This is a genomic window from Nocardia araoensis NBRC 100135, from assembly GCF_000308435.1.
Lineage (GTDB): Bacteria > Actinomycetota > Actinomycetes > Mycobacteriales > Mycobacteriaceae > Nocardia > Nocardia araoensis.
Window position 1 is genome coordinate 1 of record NZ_BAFR01000165.1, and the last position, 18,666, is coordinate 18,666.

An 18,666-nucleotide genomic window follows, 5' to 3' on the forward strand; every position below is an offset into this window, starting at 1 on the left:
TCCGGGCACCGACATGACCGCGGTGCGCACCACCACTCCGGCCACCGAGCCGGCCGAACAGTACCGAGCGCCACGGCCGCGACCGCAGCCCACCCAGGTGATGATCACGCTCCCCGGTCTGCCGCCGATCCCGTGCGGGATCTTCTGCCCGGCCGCGCCACCGGTGAATCCGTGTGCGGGGCAATCGGTTCCCGCACCGATGCCGTTCCCGGACCTACCCGGGACCGCGCGGGTACCGCTCGCGCCGCAGCAACTCGACGGCGCCGCACCGGCCGAGCCCCGCAAGTTCGGTCCCGCCGATCCGGGCGCGGCCGACAAGCCCGCGGATGCCGCAACCCCGGCACAACCCGGCACCGCAGGGCAGCCCGGTACCCCAGGACAGCCCGGCGCGCAGGACCAGCTCGCCGCCGGATGCGGTCAGCCGGACACCACGCTCGCCACCGCGGAACCGACTCCCATCCCGGGTGACCTGCCCGCGCGCGACAACGAATCCCGCAGCGATTCCGAAGCCGCCGTCACCACACCGCCCGCACCTGCGCCCGAGCCCGAGGCAGCCCCCGCCCCCACACCCACGCCGCAGCCGGGAATCACCCTGCCGTTCGGCATCGTCATCCCTCTTCCCGCGCCACCCGCCGCACCCCCGCAGTGATTCAAACCTGACATCAGATCACGAAGCAGTAACAAACAGATCTCGGATGCGGTACCCTCTCCCTTGGTTCCATAACAAAGGGCTCACAGCGAGTCATGGGAGGGTCACCACACCGTGGGGCGTCATCGAAAACAACCGCCTGCCACCGTTCGACGGAGTTCCGTCATCGCGCTGACCGGATTGGTTCCCGCAGGGCTCGTATCGGTCACCGCCGCCTCCGAGGTAGGCGAGGCCGCACCTCTCGCGACCGCCGTCCATACGCCGGAAGACCAGGACGTTCAGGGCGCCGCCCAAGCGGTCGCCGAACCCGTCGCCGGGGCCGAATTCCTCGCGCACGCAATGGCGAAGGCCGCGCCCACCGCCACGCCCGTGGTGAAAACCGTTGCCCTGCCGAGTGGTCGGCAGGCCGCCGCGATGCCGGCCGGGCCGCTCGGCATCCCCGGTGTCGCCGTCGCGGCCTATGCGAACGCCGAACGGATCCTGGCGGCCGAGAACCCGGTGTGCGGCATGCCGTGGTCGCTGCTGGCCGGTATCGGCCGGGTCGAGTCCACCCACGCCTACGGCGGCAAAGCCGACGCCGACGGCAACCCGCTCAGCCCGGTCTACGGCCCCGTGCTGGACGGCTCGCTCACCGGCAACCACGTCGTCCGCGACTCCGACGACGGCGCACTGGACGGCTTGGACAGCTACGACCGCGCGATCGGCCCGATGCAGTTCCTGCCCGACACCTGGAAGCGCTACGGGGCCGACGGCAACGGCGACGGCATCGCCGATCCGCAGAACCTCTTCGACGCCGCGCTGACGGCCGGAAGGTACCTGTGCGACGGCGGCCTGAACATGCGTGACCTGTCGCAACAGTCCAAGGCGATCCTGCGCTACAACCACTCCATGGCCTACGTCGCGAACGTCATGGCCTGGGAGACCTCCTACAGCACGGGGGTCGCACCCCGGGCCGGGGATCTGCCCAAAATTTGACACGCCTAAAATTCCTGCCATGCCAGTGGTTACGGAATCGGATGTGCGGGGTGCCCTCGCGAAGGTCGACGACCCGGAGATCCGCAAGCCGATCACCGAACTGGGCATGGTGAAAAGCGTCGTCATCGGCGCCGATAGCGATGTCCACGTGGAGATCTATCTGACGACGGCGGGCTGCCCCCTGCGCACCGAGATCACGCAGCGGGTGAGCAAGGCCATCGCCGACGTGCCGGGTGTAGGCGCCGTCAGCGTCGACCTCGACGTGATGGACGACGAGCAGCGCACCGCACTGCGCAAGCAGCTGCGCGGCGACTCCGCCGATCCGGTCATCCCCTTCGCTCAGCCCGGCTCGCTGACCCGCGTCTACGCGGTGGCCTCCGGCAAGGGCGGCGTGGGTAAGTCCAGCGTCACGGTGAACCTGGCCGCCGCCATGGCCGCGCGCGGCCTGTCGGTCGGCGTGCTGGACGCGGACATCTACGGTCATTCCATCCCGCGCATGCTCGGCACCGACGCCAGGCCGACGCAGGTGGAGCGGATGATCATGCCGCCGAGCGCGCACGACGTGAAGATGATCTCGATCGCGCAGTTCACCCAGGGCAACACCCCGGTGGTCTGGCGCGGCCCGATGCTGCACCGGGCGTTGCAGCAGTTCCTCGCCGACGTGTTCTGGGGCGACCTCGACATCCTGCTGCTCGATCTGCCGCCGGGCACCGGCGACGTGGCGATCTCCATCGCGCAGCTGATCCCGAACGCGGAGATCCTGGTCGTGACCACCCCGCAGCCCGCCGCCGCCGAGGTGGCCGAGCGCGCGGGCGCGATCGCCCTGCAGACCCGGCAGCGTATCGCGGGCGTGGTGGAGAACATGTCCTGGCTGGATCTGCCGGACGGCACCCGGATGGACCTGTACGGCTCCGGCGGCGGGCAGGCCGTCGCCGACCGGCTCACCCGCGCGGTGGGCGCGACCGTGCCGCTGCTCGGCCAGATCCCCATCGAACAGGCGCTGCGCGAAGCGGGCGACGAAGGAACCCCGATCGTGCTGCGCGATCCGGAGAACCCCGCCGCCAAGGCCCTGCAGGAGGTCGCCGACAAACTCGCCGTCCGCCGCCGCGGCCTCGCGGGCATGTCCTTGGGCATCGACACCACAAGGCATCTGTAGGAGCCACGCGCGAGCCCGCCTGTCGGTGCTCGCTAATAAGCTCGTGCCATGCTCACCATGCTGTTGTATGTGCTGATCGTCGGCTTGGTCGCCGCGGTGCTGTTCCTACTGGCCAGTGCGGTGTTCGGGCGGGCGGAGGAGCTGGGGCCGCTGCCGGAGGGTACGACGGCCACCGTATTGCCGGTGGAAGGGATCACCGGGGCGGACGTGCGCGCGTTGCGCTTCCAGCAGGTGGTGCGCGGCTACAAAGCCGGAGAGGTGGATTGGGCGCTGGCCCGGCTGGCCGCGCGGATCGATGAGCTCCAGCACCAGCTGGCCGAGGCGCAGGCCGCGCGGTGGCAGACGCCGATCGCGCCGGAGTCGAAGTGAACACCAGCGCCGACGACGGGCTGGTCCGCTGCGCGTGGCCGCTGGATTCCCAGCTCTACCGCGACTACCACGACTACGAGTGGGGCAAGCCCCTGCACGGCGACGACGCCTTGTTCGAGCGGCTCTGCCTGGAGGCCTTCCAATCCGGGTTGTCCTGGCTGACCATCCTGCGCAAACGCCCGGCCTTCCGCGCGGCGTTCGCCGATTTCTCGATCGCACGGGTCGCGGAGTTCGGCGACGACGACGTCGCCCGGCTGATGGCCGACGCGGGCATCGTCCGCAACCGCAGCAAGATCGACGCGGCGATCGCCAACGCCCGCGTCGCCCGCGACCTCGAGGTCGGTCTGGACGAGTTGCTCTGGTCCTTCGCGCCGCCGCCGCGCCCGCGCCCGCGCTCCGGCGCGGAGGTGCCCGCCACCACACCCGAATCCACCGCCATGGCAAAAGAATTGAAGCGGCGCGGATTCCGGTTCGTGGGACCGACCACGGCGTACGCCCTGATGCAGGCGACCGGAATGGTCGATGATCATGTGGCCGACTGCTGGGTGGGCAGCGCCCGCCCCGACACGGGCCGACCGGTCACTTTTTGAACTCAGCTATCCGTCCACATCGGCGATAGGGAAGAATGGGACGGGTGTAGCTCGCCAAACGCCGGCGAGCTACCTGGTTGGTGACAACTGGAGTTCCAAGAAAGTGCGCAAGGACCGCGCAGATCTGGAGGGAGCAGAGGATGGCGGCCATGAAGCCCCGTACCGGGGATGGTCCCCTCGAGGCAACCAAAGAAGGGCGTGGAATCGTTATGCGGGTTCCACTCGAGGGTGGCGGGCGTCTGGTCGTCGAACTCACGCCGGACGAGGCAGCGGCGCTCGGTGACGAACTGAAGAGCGTCACGAGCTGAGTGGCCCCGGCTGAGCATTCGGCCCTCGCCGTCGCGGCCGACGTTCTGGCCTGCCCGGAATGCCTGCGGGCGCACCGGGATGCCGCGTCGCTCGCGTTCGAGTCGCGGGATCGAGCACTGCGTTGCGGTCGCGGCCACAGTTTCGACGTCGCCAGACAGGGTTACGTCAGCCTGCTGACCGGTGCGTCGACCAAGATGACCGGGGACACCGCGGCCATGCTCGACGCCCGCGCTGCCTTCCAGGGCGAAGGCCACTTCGCGCCGATCGCCGACGCGGTGACGCGCGCGGCGACCGGGCACCGAGCGGACGGCCCGGTACTGGAGATCGGCGCGGGCACCGGCTACTACCTCGCCAAGGCGCTCGACGCCGCTCCCCCGGCCGTCGGCATCGGGCTGGACGTGGCCAAACCGGCCGTCCGGCGGTGCGCTCGCGCCCACCCGCGCGCCGCGGCGGTGCTGGCCGACGCCTGGCGCGGGTTGCCGATCCGCGACGGCGCGCTTGCCTGCGTGCTGTCCGTCTTCGCCCCGCGCAACCCCGGCGAGATCGCCAGGGTGCTCGCCGCGGACGGTCGCTTCGTCGTCGCCACACCCACCGAACGCCACTTGCGCGAACTGATCGAGCCGCTGGACATGGTCCGGGTCGATCCGGACAAGAACCGCAGGCTCGACGCCGCGATGGCGGGACATTTCGAGTCCGTCGACCGGACGTTGATCGAGTATCCGATGACGCTGGCCCGAACCGATGTCGAGCACGTGGTGGGCATGGGACCGTCCGCGCATCACGCGGCCGTCGGAGCGGAGCGGCTCGCGCGACTGCCGGAGACCGTCGAGGTGACCGCGTCGGTCGTCGTCGGCGCCTACCGTGCGGCGTGATCGCCCGGCTCAGCCTTTCCTGACCTCGTCGTAGACCGCGACCGTGCGGGCCGCGATGCGCGACCAGTCGAATTCGGAGATCGCGCGCTCGCGCCCCGCGGCGCCGAGCCGGGCGGCCAGCTCCGGGTCACCGGCCACCTCGTTCACGGCGGCGGCGAGCCCGTGCTCGTAGTCCGCGGCGGCGCCGGCGTCGTAGTGCACCAGTCGTCCGTTGCGGTCGTCGACCACCTCGGGGATCCCGCCCACGTCGGAGGCGACCACCGCGGTCGCGCAGGCCATCGCCTCCAGGTTGACGATGCCCAGCGGCTCGTACACCGACGGGCACACGAACAGCGCCGCGGCGGCGAGGATCTGCCGGATCCGCTCGGTCGGCAGCATCTCGCGCACCCAGAACACGCCGCCGCGCCGCTGTCGCAGCTCCTGGACCGCGGCGGCGACCTCCTGCGCCAGCTCGGGCGTGTCCGGCGCGCCCGCGCACAGCACGAGCTGGATGTCGGGGTCGAAGTCGCGGGCGGCGGCCAGCAGGTGGCCGACGCCCTTCTGGCGCGTGATGCGGCCGACGAAGGCGACAATGGGGAGGTCGGTCCGCACACCGAGCTCGGCGAGCACCGGCGGTTCGTCACCCGCCGCGGGGCCGGGATGCCAGACCGCGCCGTCGATGCCGTTGTGCACCACGTGCACGCGGTCCGGGTCGACCGCGGGGTAGGCGTCGAGCACGTCGTGGCGCATGCCCTCGCTCACCGCGATGACGGCGTCGGCGTGCTCCACAGCGTTTCGCTCCGACCAGGACGAGAGCCGGTAGCCGCCGCCGAGCTGCTCGGCCTTCCACGGTCTGCGCGGCTCCAGGGAATGGGCGGTCAGCACGTGCGGCATCCCGTAGAGGGTCGCGGCCAGATGCCCGGCCAAGCCGCTGTACCAGGTGTGCGAGTGCACCACGTCCACGTCACCCACGGCGTCGGCCATCCGCAACTGGGCGGACATCATCTGCAGCGCGGCGTTGGCGGCGTACAGCGACGGATCCGGTTGATGAACCACGGCATCGGCGCGCTCGACGCCCATGCAGTGCACGGTCACCTCGCACAGATGACGCAAATGCGACGTCAACTGCGTGACGTGCACTCCGGCCCCGCCGTATACCTCGGGGGGATACTCGCGGGTCAGCATCGCGACGCGAAGCCGGTCCCGCTCGCCGGAATCCACCGCCGAACGTCCGCCATCCGTGCCGAAACTCACCGATCCAAACTAAACGTTCGAGTCCGCGGCGGCCACTCACGCGCGCTCAACCCGGTAGTTTGGCAGGTGTGAGGAGCCAGCCGCACGTACTCGGAATCGTGCTCGCAGGTGGCGAGGGCAAGCGACTCTTTCCACTCACGGCCGACCGCGCCAAGCCCGCCGTCCCGTTCGGCGGCGCCTATCGTCTCATCGACTTCGTACTCAGCAATCTGGTCAACGCCGGTTTCCTGCGGCTGTGCGTACTCACCCAGTACAAGTCGCACTCGCTCGACCGGCACATCTCGCAGACCTGGCGGCTGTCCGGTTTCGCGGGCGAGTACATCACCCCCGTGCCCGCGCAGCAGCGCCTGGGTCCACGCTGGTACACCGGAAGCGCGGACGCGATCCTGCAGTCGCTGAACCTGATCTACGACGAGGACCCGGAATACATCGCGGTTTTCGGCGCCGATCACGTCTACCGGATGGATCCGGAGCAGATGGTGCGTCATCACATCGATTCCGGCGCGGGCGTGACCGTGGCGGGCATCCGGGTGCCGCGCAGCCAGGCGAGCGCGTTCGGCTGCATCGACAGCGACGAGTCCGGCCGCATCACACAGTTCCTGGAGAAGCCCGCGCACCCACCGGGCACCCCGGACGACCCGAACGTCACGTTCGCGTCCATGGGCAACTACGTCTTCACCACCAAGGTGCTGGTGGACTCGATCCGGGCGGACGCGGACGACTCCGACTCCGACCACGACATGGGCGGTGACATCATCCCGGCCCTCGTCGCGGCGGGGCAGGCCGGTGTCTACGACTTCGCCGACAACGACGTGCCCGGCGCCACCGACCGTGACCGCGGCTACTGGCGCGATGTCGGCACCATCGACGCGTTCTACGACGCGCATATGGACCTGGTCTCGGTGCACCCGGTGTTCAACCTCTACAACCGCCACTGGCCGATCCGCGGGGCGGCCGAGAACCTGCCGCCGGCCAAGTTCGCCCAGGGCGGGCTGGCCCAGGAGTGCATCGTGGGCGCGGGCAGCATCCTGTCGGCCGCCACCGTCCGCAATTCGGTGCTCAGCGCCAACGTCATGGTCGACGACGGCGCCACCGTCGAAGGGTGCGTGCTCATGCCCGGCGTGCGGATCGGGCGCGGAGCGGTGGTGCGGCACGCCATCCTGGACAAGAACGTCGTCGTCGGCGAGGGCGAGATCATCGGGGTCGATCTGGCGCGCGACCGCAGCCGCTTCGCCGTGAGCAACGGCGGCGTCGTCACGGTGGGCAAGGGCGTCTGGGTGTAACCGCGCCGGATCGGTTCTACGGCGCGCCCGGCTCGGGTGCGGGCGCGTTGATGCAGAACGGCGCGCAAGGCCCCGGTGTGCGCGGAACGGTGGATTTCGAGGCGCCACCGAAATCGGCGGTGCTCACCAGATAGACCACCAGCACGGCGAACAGCAGCACCGCGGCGAAAGCGATCATGGTCCGGCCCCAATGGATCGGCTTGGGACGACGCTCGTCTTCGTCCCAGAGAAACATCATCATCACCATGCCGCACCCACTTCCGGATCCACTCGGAGCATGACATCCACCAGTATCGGGGATCTTTCGCCTTTCGCGACGCTATGCGCCGAACAGTGGCTGCACGGTGGCTGTTTCGCGAATGCGGCACGAGATTCCGGAAAAACTTCGGCGGCAGACAAATTCCGCCGGGCGGGGCCGGCCTGCGAGTGGGCCGGCTACTGCGCGGGCGCAGCGGGGTTTACTGCGCGGGCGGTGCGACGTTCTGGGTGCAGAACGGCTCACAGGGGCCAGGGGTCGGCGTGGTTTTCGCCGGGCCGGTATCGAAATCGGTGTTGCTCACCACCACCATCACGAGCACGGCTCCCAGAATCACGAACAGCAGGGCCAACATCGTCGGCCGCAACCAACTCGTCCGGCGTTCGGTCACGACTTCCCCCATGGCCGCTACTTCAAGGGGAGTTAGTTCACGCATAACTGTTTCCTCACTGAGTTCTTTCTCAGCGCATACCCCGGATTCCGGGGTGGAATCAGACTGCCGCGAACCACTAACCGCGTGAGGCGCAGAGCAATCCGTCGCCGACCGGAATCAGCACACAGGTGAGTTCCGGATTCTCCGCGATGGCGCGGGTCGCGGCGCGCACCGCCTGCGTGGCCGGATCACGTTGCGCCGGATCGGGTACGCGCCCGCCCAGCAGCGCGTTGTGCAGCAGGATGGCGCCGCCGTCGCGCAGCAGGCGCACCGCTTGGGCGACGTACTCCGGATGTTCCAGCGGCGACGCGTCGATGAAGACCAGGTCGTAGGCGCCGTCGGCCAGCCGGGGCAGCACGTCCAGCGCCCGCCCGTTGATCAGGCGGGTGCGCGCGGGCGGGATGTCGGCGGCGCGGAACGCCTCCTTGGCCGCACGCTGGTGTTCCGGCTCCGAATCGATGGTGGTCAGCGTGCCGTCCTCGCGCATACCGTCCAGCAGCCACAGCCCGCTGATACCCGCGCCGGTGCCGACCTCGACCACCGCGCGCGCACGGAGCAACTGCGCGTACATGCTCAGCAGCGCGCCCACCGAGGGCGGCACGGGTACCGCGCCGAGTTCGGTGGCCCGTTCCCGCGCGCTGACGAGGATTTCGTCTTCCACGACGGATTCCTCCACGTAGGCGAGATTCCGCTCCAGATTCGATGCCACGGGTATGAGGCTAACGCCGGGCGGGTGATCTCGGCGTTCCGGACAACACGCGCCGCCCGCCATTTCCGCCGCCGGTTTTCTCAGGCGACCCTCAGGATCTCCATAACCCGGCCATATCAGGACAAGAAAGAGTATGGGCAACGCAAGACCACCGACCGCGCCTTGACGCGGGACACGGGAACAACGGCATACCGATCGTCTGTTGTATCCGTACGTGACGGACCGTAGACCCGGTCCGGAGCGAGTTCCCACGTTTGCGGTCCTTAGTAGGAGGTAGCCCCATCCACATGGTCGATGCGGCGCGCGAATACGCCACCCTGCCCGAGCAGATCCTGCCGGTCGAGACCGAGTCCGCCGAGGACGCGGTCGAGCTGACCGGGACTGCTGCCTTCGATGCCACCGGTGACCGGTCGGCCATGCCGACATGGGATGAACTCGTCCGCGAGCACGCGGACCGGGTCTACCGTCTGGCCTACCGCCTCTCCGGCGACGCACAGGACGCGGAGGACCTCACCCAGGAGACGTTCATCCGAGTGTTCCGTTCGCTGTCGAATTACCAACCGGGCACCTTCGAGGGGTGGCTACACCGCATCACGACCAACCTGTTCCTGGACATGGTCCGCCGCCGGAACCGGATCAGGATGGAAGCTCTGCCCGAGGACTACGACCGGGTGCCCGCCGAGGGCCCTGGCCCGGAGCAGGCCTACCACGACGCCCGGCTGGATCCCGACCTGCAATCGGCCCTGGATTCGCTCGCTCCGGAGTTCCGCGCGGCCGTGGTCCTGTGTGACATCGAGGGGCTGTCCTACGAGGAGATCGGCGCTACGCTCGGCGTGAAACTGGGCACTGTGCGCAGTCGGATCCACCGTGGACGCCAAGCCCTGCGCGACTACCTTGCGCATAATGGAAGTGAGCAGCGGTTCGCCGCTGACGCGAACATCGGGTGATCCGTCGGAAGCCGGCATCGCCCGAACATCGGTCGATGTCGGTTGGAAGGGTGAGCACCGAATGAGTGGCGACTTCAGCACGTCCGGTCGTCGTCCGCCCCGTTTTCGCCCCACCGAGCATCTGGCGAGCGAGGCGATCGCGGCGTACGTGGACGGTGAGCTGCGGATGAACGCCTACCTGCGTGCCGCTCAGCATCTGTCGCTGTGTCCCGAGTGCGCGGCGGAGGTCGATGCCCAGCAGCAGGCGCGCATCGCACTGCGGCATGCGGGCCAGGTCGCGATTCCCACCGGGTTGCACGACAGCCTGACCAGGATTCCCCTCGCGGAGCTGCCCGGCGGCGCGTCCAGCGGCCGCACGCCCTCCTCGACAACCGGTCAGTCCGGGCGCAACGACGCGGTTTTCGGCTTTCTGACCGATTCGTTCACCGCGACCCGGTGGACCACGTGGTGGCGCAAGTAGAGTTTCCCGAGTGACCACCGAATCGACGAATTCCGGATCGGCCGACACCTCGGATTCGGCGGCCAACCGCGGGAATCTCCGTCCACCGGACGCACCCGTGCTCGGCCCGCGCCCGGTCTACCGGCCCCATGTCGACACGCACACCGCGCGGGCCTTCCGCAGACCGTCCGGCCTGTCCGGTTCGTTCGCCGAGCCGCATCCGCTCCGCAAGGCCGGCTCGGCGCCGCAGTCCGGTCCCGAACTGCAGAACCGGCCACCCGACGCGGTGCTGGCCGAAGCCTTCGGCCGCCCCGAAGGCTCCACCGAACTCTTGCAGCGCGATCCCGACGCGGCCGGTGAGCAGGGTCCGGCCGCCGGGCCCGCCGATCCGTGGCGTGACCCGGAGGCCATCGCGCGCCTCGGCGCTCCCGCGGTGCCCACACCCAAACCGCAGGCGCTGCCGCAGGCGGAGAAGCTCAGCGCCCGCGAAGTGCTGTTCGGTTCGCGGGTCGCGCCCAAGGCGCTGGCTCTGCTCGCGCTGGTCGCGCTCGTCATCGGCCTGCTCGGCGGGCTGGTCGGACGACTGACCGCGGAAACCGCCTCGACGCTCACCTCACGCAAGGTGACGCTCGAACAGGGCGGCGACGGCACCCGCCCGCACGGCCTGATCGCGCAGGTGGCCAACGCAGTGTTGCCGTCGGTCGTCTCCATCCGGGTGACGGTCGGCGAGAACGGCGCCACCGGCTCCGGCGTGGTGATCGACGGTGGCGGCTACGTCGTCACCAACAACCACGTCGTTTCGATGGCCGCCCAGGACAAGAGCAACCGGTCCGCGATCCAGGTGCAGTTCTCCGACGGCACCCGGGTACCGGCCCAGATCGTCGGCCGCGACCCGAAGACCGACCTGGCCGTGCTGAAGGTCGATGTGAAGAATCTCACCGTAGCCCAGCTCGGCAAGTCCGGCAACGTCCAGGTCGGCGACGACGTGCTGGCCATCGGTTCGCCGCTCGGCCTGAGCAAGACGGTCACCTCCGGCATCGTCAGCGCCCTGCATCGCCCGGTGAAGCTGGAGGGCGAGGGCAGCGACACGAAAGCCGTGATCGACGCCGTGCAGACCGACGCCTCGATCAACCCGGGTAACTCCGGTGGCGCGCTGGTGGACATGGACGGCCGGGTCATCGGCATCAACACCGCCATTCGCAGCGAAACCGGCGGCTCGGTCGGCCTCGGCTTCGCGATCCCGGTGGACAAGATGATCGATGTCGCGCAGACCCTGATCCACGACGGCGTGGTGCACCACCCGACCATCGGCCTGAGCGCACGCACCAAGCAGGTGGCCAACGAGGTCATGAGCGGCGCCGCCGTGGCGGACGTGGTGGCTGGCGGTCCCGCCGCGCGGGCCGGGATCGTGGAGGGCGACGTGATCGTGAAGGTCGGCGATCGGGAGGTCACCGGTCCGGACGAGCTGGTCGTCGCGGTGCAGTCCCGCAAGATCGGCGAGACGGTGAACGTGCAGTTGATCCGGGATGGCAGGCAGGTGGACGTGCCGGTGACCCTGGAATCCGACTGAACCGCTGGTCGGATCGCCAGGTAGCCTGGTTACGTGTTCAGCAACATCGGCTGGAGCGAGATGGTCATCCTGCTCGTCGCCGCCCTCGTGATTCTCGGCCCGGAGCGCTTGCCCGGTGCCGTGCGCTGGACCACGCGCAGCCTGCGGCAGGTGCGCGATTACGCGAGTGGCGCCACTTCCCAGCTGAAAGAGGAGCTGGGTCCGGAGTTCGAGGATCTGCGCAAGCCGCTGGCCGACCTGAACGAACTGCGCGGCATGACGCCGCGGGCGATGGTGACCAAACATCTTCTCAACGGCGACGATTCGCTGTTCCGGGATTTCGACAGCGCGCTGCCCGATTCCAAGGATTTGTACAGCACGAACAGCGGGATGCCGGACTATCCGATGCCCAAGTTGGATAAGCCGTTGGAGCGCAACGAACGTCCACCGATCGACACCGACGCCACCTGAACGTCAAGCAGACTAGACGCATTGAGCTGTTCAGCTGTCTAGACTTCGCACATGTCGGCCGATGACGTGGCGCGCGTGTTCGCGATCGAGGACAAGGTCGAGCGACTGAAGGCGGCCACCGACGGGGTGGCGGCGGCCCAGCAGACCATCAACGAACTGACCAGGATTCGGCGTGCCGTGATCCGGGAGCTCCATGCCGAAGGCTGGACGTTCGCCAGAATCGGTGCGGCCGCTGGGCTTTCCCGGGCCCGCATCCACCAGGTGAGTACACAGGGACCCGCGCCGGAAGGACTGTTCTTCGGGCACGGCTCGCTCACCGTGCTCGTCCCCGAGGTGCGCGCCGGGCGGGTGATCGGCGCGCCGGATCCCGCGGCTCCGCAACGATTGGCCGAGCTACTACGCGAACTCGGTTTCAACGTGGCGGTCGAGCATTTCCTACCGGGCCGTCCGATCGACCTGCGGCGCGATGGCCTGATCGTGTTGGGCGGGCCGGAACTGTCCCCCAGTTTGCGCCAGTTGGTCGCCGCCGACCCCCGATTGCGCCGCGCGGTGGCCAGAATGGGCGATGCGCGCCGGGGCATCGAGGACCGTGCGGCCCGGCGGGTGTACCGGCCGGGCGGCCCCGAACCGCACGACATCGCCTATCTGGGCAGGCTTCCCAGGCCCGACGGGCGGGGCAGCGTACTGATGATCGACGGCATGCATCCGCCCGGCTCGCTCGGCGCGATCCGGCTGCTCGCCACCCGCCTGGCCACTCTGCACGAGCGAGCGAGCAACCACCTGTTCTCGGTGTTGATCGCCTGTCGCTTCGACCGCGCCACCGGCGAGCCACTGGAGGCCGAACTGCTCACGCCGGTCTACCGGCACGATCCCGAGAACAGATCGCCCGCAACAGGTCTGCGCCGCTGAGCCGCGACCCGGACAGAAGCCGCCGAGCTATCACCGCCGCCGGGTGCCCGATCCCGTTCTCGGGGCTCGGAATTCGACGGCCTTCGCGCGAGAGGTGGCCTTCGGGGCGCATCCGACGCACTGCCGCAGCAAGTTTCAGCAAATATGTGGACACCGTAACTGTGTGCATGCCACATCAAGAATTGAATCGGCGGATATCTCCCGCGCTGACGAACGAGTACTGAGGCCCTCTCACCGATTGCCTGTTCACGGCCACCTTGCCGTGACTCCCGAACAGCCGCACATTAGTGTGGCCCAGGTCACCAGCCCTGCCGCGAGCACGTTCATGCACGGATGATTGAATAGCTGGACGATAACCGCTTCGAGACCGACGTCGTCCCGTCCATCCACAGCTCCGCGAAGCGGGCGCATGCGGCGTCCGGCAAGGAGGAAATCGTGAATCCGCTATTGCTCATCGGCGGAGCCGTCCTGGCGGTGGGCCTGCTCGGCCTGATCGTCAGCGTGCTGCTGCGACCGACCGGATCGAAGGCTCACGTGACCGTCGCCGACCTGCAGGCCCGGCTGGCACAGGAACAGTCGGCCACGTCCCCCGATGCGGACGACTCGGCGGACGACGAGCCGGAGTCCGACCCGCCGCATACCGCCGACGCCGAAGCGGCCGATTCCGGACGCGAGGAGCCCGAACAGCCCACCGATGCCGACGAGCTCCGCGACGCGGCGGCGGATGCGGCCACGGACGAAGGGGCAGGCCAGGTACTGCTACCGGATCGTCGCCGCCGCGCGGATTGACCTTCCGACATCAGCCGCACCGGTCGCAGGCTCAGCTACCGCGGGACCGTCGTGGACGCCCGCGAGAGTTCCGCCACCGACGCTTCCCGCCGCGAGAGGTTGCCGGAATCGGCCGCACCGGCATACCCGAGGCATGCGCAGGCGGGGGATCGATCAGCGCACTGTGGTCCGCGTACGCACCGCCGTCGAACTCGACACGCCGAGCCTCATGACGGCGCCGCCGGGCCCGTCGGCTTGATCGACACACTCGGATCCCGCCGGACCGATACCGCGCGCATCGGGCGATCGCGGGCCGCTGACGTCATCGGCACCAACTCAGCAGGGCAAGGAACCCGGTCGACCCCCGACGCGTGGACACCGGACGAGACGGCCATCTCCACTGTGCCCGGCAGCGCACCCTCCCCACTGGATCGCCTCGAGGCGCCCATTCACCGCTGAGCAGTCCGAGGCTCGTGCCCGTACGCCGGATTGGACCGCCGGTCGGCGGGAATACCCGGCCGCAGAGCCGCACATCCGGTCGGCGGCGCGTCCCGATCCCCCTTGCACGGCGCGCCCACTCGGCCCACACTTGATTTGCTAGAAATTAGCTAGAAGTAGGTGACGGTGCGTTGCGCTTCGGCCCCGCCACGTTCTGCCCGGCCCGCCCCATCGAGAGGAGAATGCGCCGTGACCGCCACCCAGATCGCCGTCCTCTGCTCGCTTGTCGGCGCAGCGAGCCTGCTCGCCACCATCGGGTTGCTGCACGGACCGGCGAACCGTCGGCGCCGGGTCGGCGTCGCCGAGCACGTGATCGCGGAACAATTGCCTGCCCCTGCGCTCCCGACCTGCCCGATCGGCAGACCGCAGCGACTACCCGTCGAGCCGTTGACCGTGGGCGAGGCACACGAACTCATGCAACGCCACCGGATCTGTGAGCCCTCCGAGTGCGTCTACAAGTACGCGGCCTTCCGGACCCTGATCGAGGCCGGATACATGCGCGACCCGCATGCGGAAGGGGCCTGACCGCATCCGCATGCGGCGCGAGAGCGGGTCAGGCCGCGGCGCAGGCGGGCCGGAGGGTGTTCATCGGCGGGCGGTCCAGCAGGGAGACCTCGGTGCGATGCGCGGTGAACTCGTCACCGATCAGCGGGAACTGGGTCAGTGCGGCCCCGGAGTCCTGGATGCCGCTGCGGCCGAGCACGGTGCCGAGGATCTGGCGGCTCATCACCCCCAGGTCGGCCAGCGGCCGGTTGCGATGCGTGCGCACACCGAGATTGACCTGGCCGATCGCGGACATGCCGAGCCGGTCGTAGGTGTCGAGCAGCAGCCCGATCTCCACGCCGTAGCCCGGTGCGAACGGCACCGAGGTGAGCAATTCGCGGGTGCCCGCGTACTCACCGCCGAGTGGCTGCAACACCTGCGACAGCTCCGGTCGCAACGCGGCCAGCAGAGGCCGGGCGACCAGTTCGGTGACGCGGCCGCCGCCGTGCGCGTCCACCGCGCCGCCCTGCCGCAACGGTCTGCGGTAATACGCCTTGGTCAGGTGCATGTCGTCGACCGTGAGCAGCGGGCCGAGCAGTTTCGGCACGAAGGCGGGATCCGGGTCGATGAGGTCGGAGTCGACGAAGGCGATCAGATCGCCGCTGGTCACCGCCAGAGAGCGCCACAACACCTCGCCCTTGCCCGGCACCGGCTCCAGCTCCGGCACCGCCTGCTCGCGGCTGATCACCTCGGCGCCCGCGGCGCGGGCCCGCTCCGCGGTGGCGTCGGTCGAGCCGGAGTCCAGCACGATCAGCTCGTCCACCAGCGTGCCGAGCAGCGGCCGGATGCTGGCCACCACGTCGGCCACGGTCCGTTCTTCGTTCAGTGCGGGCAGCACCACCGACACGGTGCGCCCGGCTTTCGCGGAGACGAGCTCGTCCACGCGCCAGTTCGGGGTGTCCCAGGTATTGGTCGTCGCCCAGGCGGGCTCACGGTGTTGAAATGTCATGCCAGACCTCGCAAGGTTCGTGCGGGGGGCCGGATGCCCTGGATCGCGGCGATCATGTCCACGACCCGCCGGGTCGCGGCGACTTCGTGGACACGAAAGACTCTGGCGCCGGCCGCCGCCGACCACGCTGTCGCCGCCAATGTGCCCTCCAGCCGTTCGGAAAGACCGACACCTAGAGTCTCCCCGATGAAATCCTTGTTGCTCAGCGCCATCAAGACTGGCCATCCGGTTTTTACAAGAACGTCGACTCCGCGCAACAGTTCGAGACCGTGGTAAGTGTTCTTGCCGAAATCATGCGTCGGATCGATCAGAATCGAATCCCGGCGCACCCCCGCCGCGAGCGCGTTCTCGGCCGCCCGCACCACCGTTTCGGTGACCTCGCCCACCACGTCGGCGTAGCGGACCCGGTGCGGCCTGGTGCGCGGCACCGCGCCACCGGTATGGCTGCACACCACGCCCGCGCCGTGCGCGGCGGCCACCGGAACGAGATCGGGATCCGCGCCGGCCCAGGTGTCGTTGATCAGATCCGCACCCTCGCCGACCGCGGCCAGCGCCACGTCGGCGCGCCAAGTGTCGACGCTGATCAGCAGCTCCGGGTACTTCGCGCGAATGGCCGCGACGAACGGCACCACACGGCGCGTTTCCTCGGCCGCGTCCACCGAGTCACCCGGCCCGGCTTTCACCCCGCCGATGTCGACGAGGTCGGCGCCCTCGTCCACCGCGCGCGCCACGGCGTCCATGGCCGCCGCATCGGTGAACGTGGCGCCGCGGTCGTAGAACGAGTCCGGAGTGCGGTTCACGATCGCCATCACCAGCGCTCGATCCGTCGCCACCGGCCGCCCGCACAGCGTGGGAAGCGGCGCCGCGGTCGAGCTGAACATGTCGCTCTCCCGCCTCTCCGCGAATCAGGCCGTACAAATCAGGAGACAGGGATCGCGGTCGGGTCGTGCCGTCGGGGCTCGGACGTACCCGGCGAGTGACTCGTGTGCTCGCGAAACCAGTCGTCTCCTAATTCCCAGACCGTACCAGTCTCGCGCCACAAGATCAGCGCGCAGTCCTGCGGCGGCACCGGCAGAACCACCGTCACCAGGCGCTTTCCCGAATGTCAGCTCTTCGGGGCGCGGCCCGCGGCCACGTCGGTGGCGTAATCGGCATAGGCGGGAACGTAGCCCTCGGCGCGGCCCGCGAGAACGTACAGCGCACTGTCGGGATCCTCGGTGTAGCCCTGCTTGCGCAGTTCGACCTTGCGGCTCTTGAACGTCGAGGTCTGCTCCAGCTCGTGCACGATACGGATGAACAGCGGAACGGCATAACCGGGCAACTGCTCGTAGGCCAGCTTCGCAACAGCCGCCCCGTCGAATTCCGCGCCCGGATGCAGGGTCACCGCGGCCATGCCCGCCTTGCCGTCGGTTCCCGGGATGTCCACACCGTAGACCACCGCCTGCTCGATCGACTCCGCCTTGCTCAGCGCGCCCTCCACCTCGGTGGTCGCCACGTTCTCCCCCTTCCAGCGGAACGTGTCGCCGAGCCGGTCCACGAACGCGATGTGGTGCCAGCCCTGGTCGCGCACCAGATCGCCGGTGTCGAACCAGACGTCCCCGGATTCGAAGCCGTCGCGCACCAGCTTGGCCTCGGAGGCGGCCTTGTCGGTGTAACCGTCGAACGGGGAGCGGTCGGTCACCTTGGCCAGCAGGAGGCCGACGCCGCCGGTGCCCACCCGGCGCAGGCGGCCGTTCTTGTCGCGCTTGGCCTTTCCGGTCTCCTCGTCGTACTCCACGACCGCATACGGCAGCGGACCGAAGCCCGCCGTCCGGTCCACGCCGAAGGCGTTGACGAAGGCGATGTTCGCTTCGCTCGCGCCGTAGAACTCCACGATGCGCTCGATGCCGAACCGGGACTTGAACTCGTCCCACAATTCCGGACGCAATCCGTTGCCGACGGCGAGCCGGACCAGGTGCTGCCGGTCGGCCGGCTTGGCGGGCTGGTTGATCAGATAGCGGCACAGCTCGCCGATGTAGATGAACGCCGTGGCCTGCTCGCGAATGACGTCGTCCCAGAACCGGGACGCGGAGAAACTCCGGCCGAGGGCGAACGTGCCGCCGGAGGCCAGGACCGCGGACAAGGCGACGGTGAGCGCGTTGTTGTGGTAGAGCGGCAGGCAGCAGTACAGAGTGTCGTTGCCGCGCAGGCGGATCCCGAGGCCGCCCAGTCCGGCCATGCTCTTGGTCCAGCGCAGATGGGTCATCACGCTGGCCTTCGGCAGTCCGGTGGTGCCGGAGGTGAAGATGAGGAACGCCCGCTCGCGCGCGGTGACTTCCGCGCAGCTCGGCGGGTCGCCGTCGTCGGCATCGCGGGCGGCCGCCCGGAGTTCGTCGGCGGGCAGGACGTTGCCGGGCGGTTCGGGCAGCGAGTCGATCGCCTCGGCGCATTCCGCGCCGACCACGTTCAGCACGCTGTCGAGCAGGCCGAGGCTGTGCGCCAGCACCTGGTCGCGCTGATGATGGTTGAGCAATCCCACGGTGGCACCGAGTTTGACCGTCGCCAGCACGACGAACAGAGTCTCCGGCCGGTTGGTCATCAGCACGCCCACCACGTCGCCGCGCCGCACGCCCCGGGCCGTGAGCACGCTCGCGTACCGGTTCACCTCCGCGTTGGCCTCGCCGTAGGTGTAGCTCGCGCCCTCGAACCGCAGGAACAGTCGATCCGGATGGCGGTGCGCGTTGCGCTGGAAGTACAGGCCCACCGACGACTCGGAATCC

General features: G+C 69.1%; 21 protein-coding genes and 1 pseudogene. 15 read left to right on the forward strand and 7 right to left on the reverse strand.

Going from position 1 to position 18,666, the window contains the following annotated elements:
- From ON21_RS22770 to ON21_RS22795, 7 genes and pseudogenes are all read left to right on the forward strand, one after another.
- Window positions 1-649, forward strand: a pseudogene (locus ON21_RS22770) (hypothetical protein); the annotation flags it as partial.
- Between the two features lie 114 nt (window positions 650-763).
- Window positions 764-1,624 carry a lytic transglycosylase domain-containing protein gene (locus ON21_RS22775; RefSeq protein WP_039800546.1) on the forward strand — a complete coding sequence of 287 codons (861 nt, stop codon included), beginning with the start codon at window positions 764-766 and terminating at the stop codon, window positions 1,622-1,624.
- Window positions 1,625-1,643: 19 nt separating this feature from the next.
- Window positions 1,644-2,780, forward strand: coding sequence for an Mrp/NBP35 family ATP-binding protein (locus tag ON21_RS22780; RefSeq protein WP_039800548.1), 1,137 nt, complete (start codon window positions 1,644-1,646; stop codon window positions 2,778-2,780).
- A 48-nt stretch (window positions 2,781-2,828) separates the two neighbouring features.
- Window positions 2,829-3,149 (forward strand): DivIVA domain-containing protein, encoded by a 321-nt coding sequence (locus ON21_RS22785; RefSeq protein WP_039800550.1) that lies wholly within the window; start codon window positions 2,829-2,831, stop codon window positions 3,147-3,149.
- Window positions 3,116-3,739, forward strand: a complete 624-nt coding sequence (locus tag ON21_RS22790; RefSeq protein ID WP_281032686.1) for a DNA-3-methyladenine glycosylase I — start codon at window positions 3,116-3,118, stop codon at window positions 3,737-3,739. The genes ON21_RS22785 and ON21_RS22790 overlap by 34 nt, the downstream gene beginning before the upstream one ends.
- 140 nt (window positions 3,740-3,879) lie before the next feature.
- Window positions 3,880-4,047 (forward strand): DUF3117 domain-containing protein, encoded by a 168-nt coding sequence (locus ON21_RS37295; protein WP_011211259.1) that lies wholly within the window; start codon window positions 3,880-3,882, stop codon window positions 4,045-4,047.
- Window positions 4,048-4,920, forward strand: a complete 873-nt coding sequence (locus ON21_RS22795; RefSeq protein WP_051021235.1) for a putative RNA methyltransferase — start codon at window positions 4,048-4,050, stop codon at window positions 4,918-4,920.
- 9 nt (window positions 4,921-4,929) lie between these two features.
- Here the strand turns inward: ON21_RS22795 and glgA are convergent, their stop codons facing one another.
- Window positions 4,930-6,084, reverse strand: a complete 1,155-nt coding sequence (glgA, locus tag ON21_RS22800; RefSeq protein WP_039800568.1) for a glycogen synthase — start codon at window positions 6,082-6,084, stop codon at window positions 4,930-4,932.
- A 137-nt stretch (window positions 6,085-6,221) separates the two neighbouring features.
- On the opposite strand from glgA, the gene glgC reads away from it, so the two are divergent.
- Window positions 6,222-7,436, forward strand: coding sequence for a glucose-1-phosphate adenylyltransferase (gene glgC, locus ON21_RS22805; RefSeq protein ID WP_039800553.1), 1,215 nt, complete (start codon window positions 6,222-6,224; stop codon window positions 7,434-7,436).
- 16 nt (window positions 7,437-7,452) lie between these two features.
- On the opposite strand, the gene ON21_RS22810 is transcribed toward glgC, so the two are convergent.
- The 3 genes from ON21_RS22810 to ON21_RS22815 all read right to left on the reverse strand — a co-directional run bounded on the left by ON21_RS22810 (window position 7,453) and on the right by ON21_RS22815 (window position 8,834).
- On the reverse strand, window positions 7,453-7,683 hold the full coding sequence (locus ON21_RS22810; protein WP_039800555.1) for a hypothetical protein: 231 nt from the start codon (window positions 7,681-7,683) through the stop codon (window positions 7,453-7,455).
- Window positions 7,684-7,894: 211 nt separating this feature from the next.
- Window positions 7,895-8,095 carry a hypothetical protein gene (locus tag ON21_RS38620; protein WP_157170925.1) on the reverse strand — a complete coding sequence of 67 codons (201 nt, stop codon included), beginning with the start codon at window positions 8,093-8,095 and terminating at the stop codon, window positions 7,895-7,897.
- 106 nt (window positions 8,096-8,201) lie between these two features.
- Window positions 8,202-8,834, reverse strand: a complete 633-nt coding sequence (locus ON21_RS22815; protein ID WP_373281145.1) for an O-methyltransferase — start codon at window positions 8,832-8,834, stop codon at window positions 8,202-8,204.
- 287 nt (window positions 8,835-9,121) lie between these two features.
- Here ON21_RS22815 and sigE point away from each other — a divergent pair, with 287 nt between their 5' ends.
- The 7 genes from sigE (at window position 9,122) to ON21_RS22850 (ending at window position 14,940) form a co-directional block, all read left to right on the forward strand.
- Entirely contained in the window at window positions 9,122-9,781 is a 660-nt protein-coding gene (gene sigE / locus ON21_RS22820) for an RNA polymerase sigma factor SigE (RefSeq protein WP_039800556.1), read from the forward strand.
- Window positions 9,782-9,842: 61 nt separating this feature from the next.
- Window positions 9,843-10,241: a hypothetical protein gene (locus ON21_RS22825; protein ID WP_039800557.1), complete on the forward strand. Its 399-nt coding sequence runs from the start codon at window positions 9,843-9,845 to the stop codon at window positions 10,239-10,241.
- 10 nt (window positions 10,242-10,251) lie between these two features.
- Window positions 10,252-11,790, forward strand: coding sequence for a S1C family serine protease (locus tag ON21_RS22830; RefSeq protein WP_039800558.1), 1,539 nt, complete (start codon window positions 10,252-10,254; stop codon window positions 11,788-11,790).
- A 33-nt stretch (window positions 11,791-11,823) separates the two neighbouring features.
- Window positions 11,824-12,240, forward strand: coding sequence for a Sec-independent protein translocase protein TatB (gene tatB / locus ON21_RS22835; protein ID WP_039800560.1), 417 nt, complete (start codon window positions 11,824-11,826; stop codon window positions 12,238-12,240).
- Window positions 12,241-12,291: 51 nt separating this feature from the next.
- Window positions 12,292-13,149 carry a hypothetical protein gene (locus ON21_RS22840; RefSeq protein ID WP_039800561.1) on the forward strand — a complete coding sequence of 286 codons (858 nt, stop codon included), beginning with the start codon at window positions 12,292-12,294 and terminating at the stop codon, window positions 13,147-13,149.
- A gap of 435 nt (window positions 13,150-13,584) precedes the next feature.
- A complete protein-coding gene (locus ON21_RS22845; protein ID WP_039800562.1) occupies window positions 13,585-13,938 on the forward strand; it encodes a hypothetical protein in 354 nt (117 codons plus the stop codon).
- 666 nt (window positions 13,939-14,604) lie between these two features.
- Window positions 14,605-14,940 (forward strand): hypothetical protein, encoded by a 336-nt coding sequence (locus ON21_RS22850; RefSeq protein WP_039800563.1) that lies wholly within the window; start codon window positions 14,605-14,607, stop codon window positions 14,938-14,940.
- A 28-nt stretch (window positions 14,941-14,968) separates the two neighbouring features.
- Here ON21_RS22850 and ON21_RS22855 read toward each other — a convergent pair whose 3' ends face one another.
- The 3 genes from ON21_RS22855 to ON21_RS22865 all read right to left on the reverse strand — a co-directional run.
- On the reverse strand, window positions 14,969-15,907 hold the full coding sequence (locus ON21_RS22855) for a glucosyl-3-phosphoglycerate synthase (protein ID WP_039800565.1): 939 nt from the start codon (window positions 15,905-15,907) through the stop codon (window positions 14,969-14,971).
- Entirely contained in the window at window positions 15,904-16,788 is an 885-nt protein-coding gene (folP, locus tag ON21_RS22860; protein ID WP_039800566.1) for a dihydropteroate synthase, read from the reverse strand. The genes ON21_RS22855 and folP overlap by 4 nt, the downstream gene beginning before the upstream one ends.
- 224 nt (window positions 16,789-17,012) lie before the next feature.
- Window positions 17,013-18,666 (reverse strand): long-chain-acyl-CoA synthetase (locus tag ON21_RS22865; protein ID WP_039800572.1); only part of this gene is annotated, 1,654 nt, incomplete at its 5' end.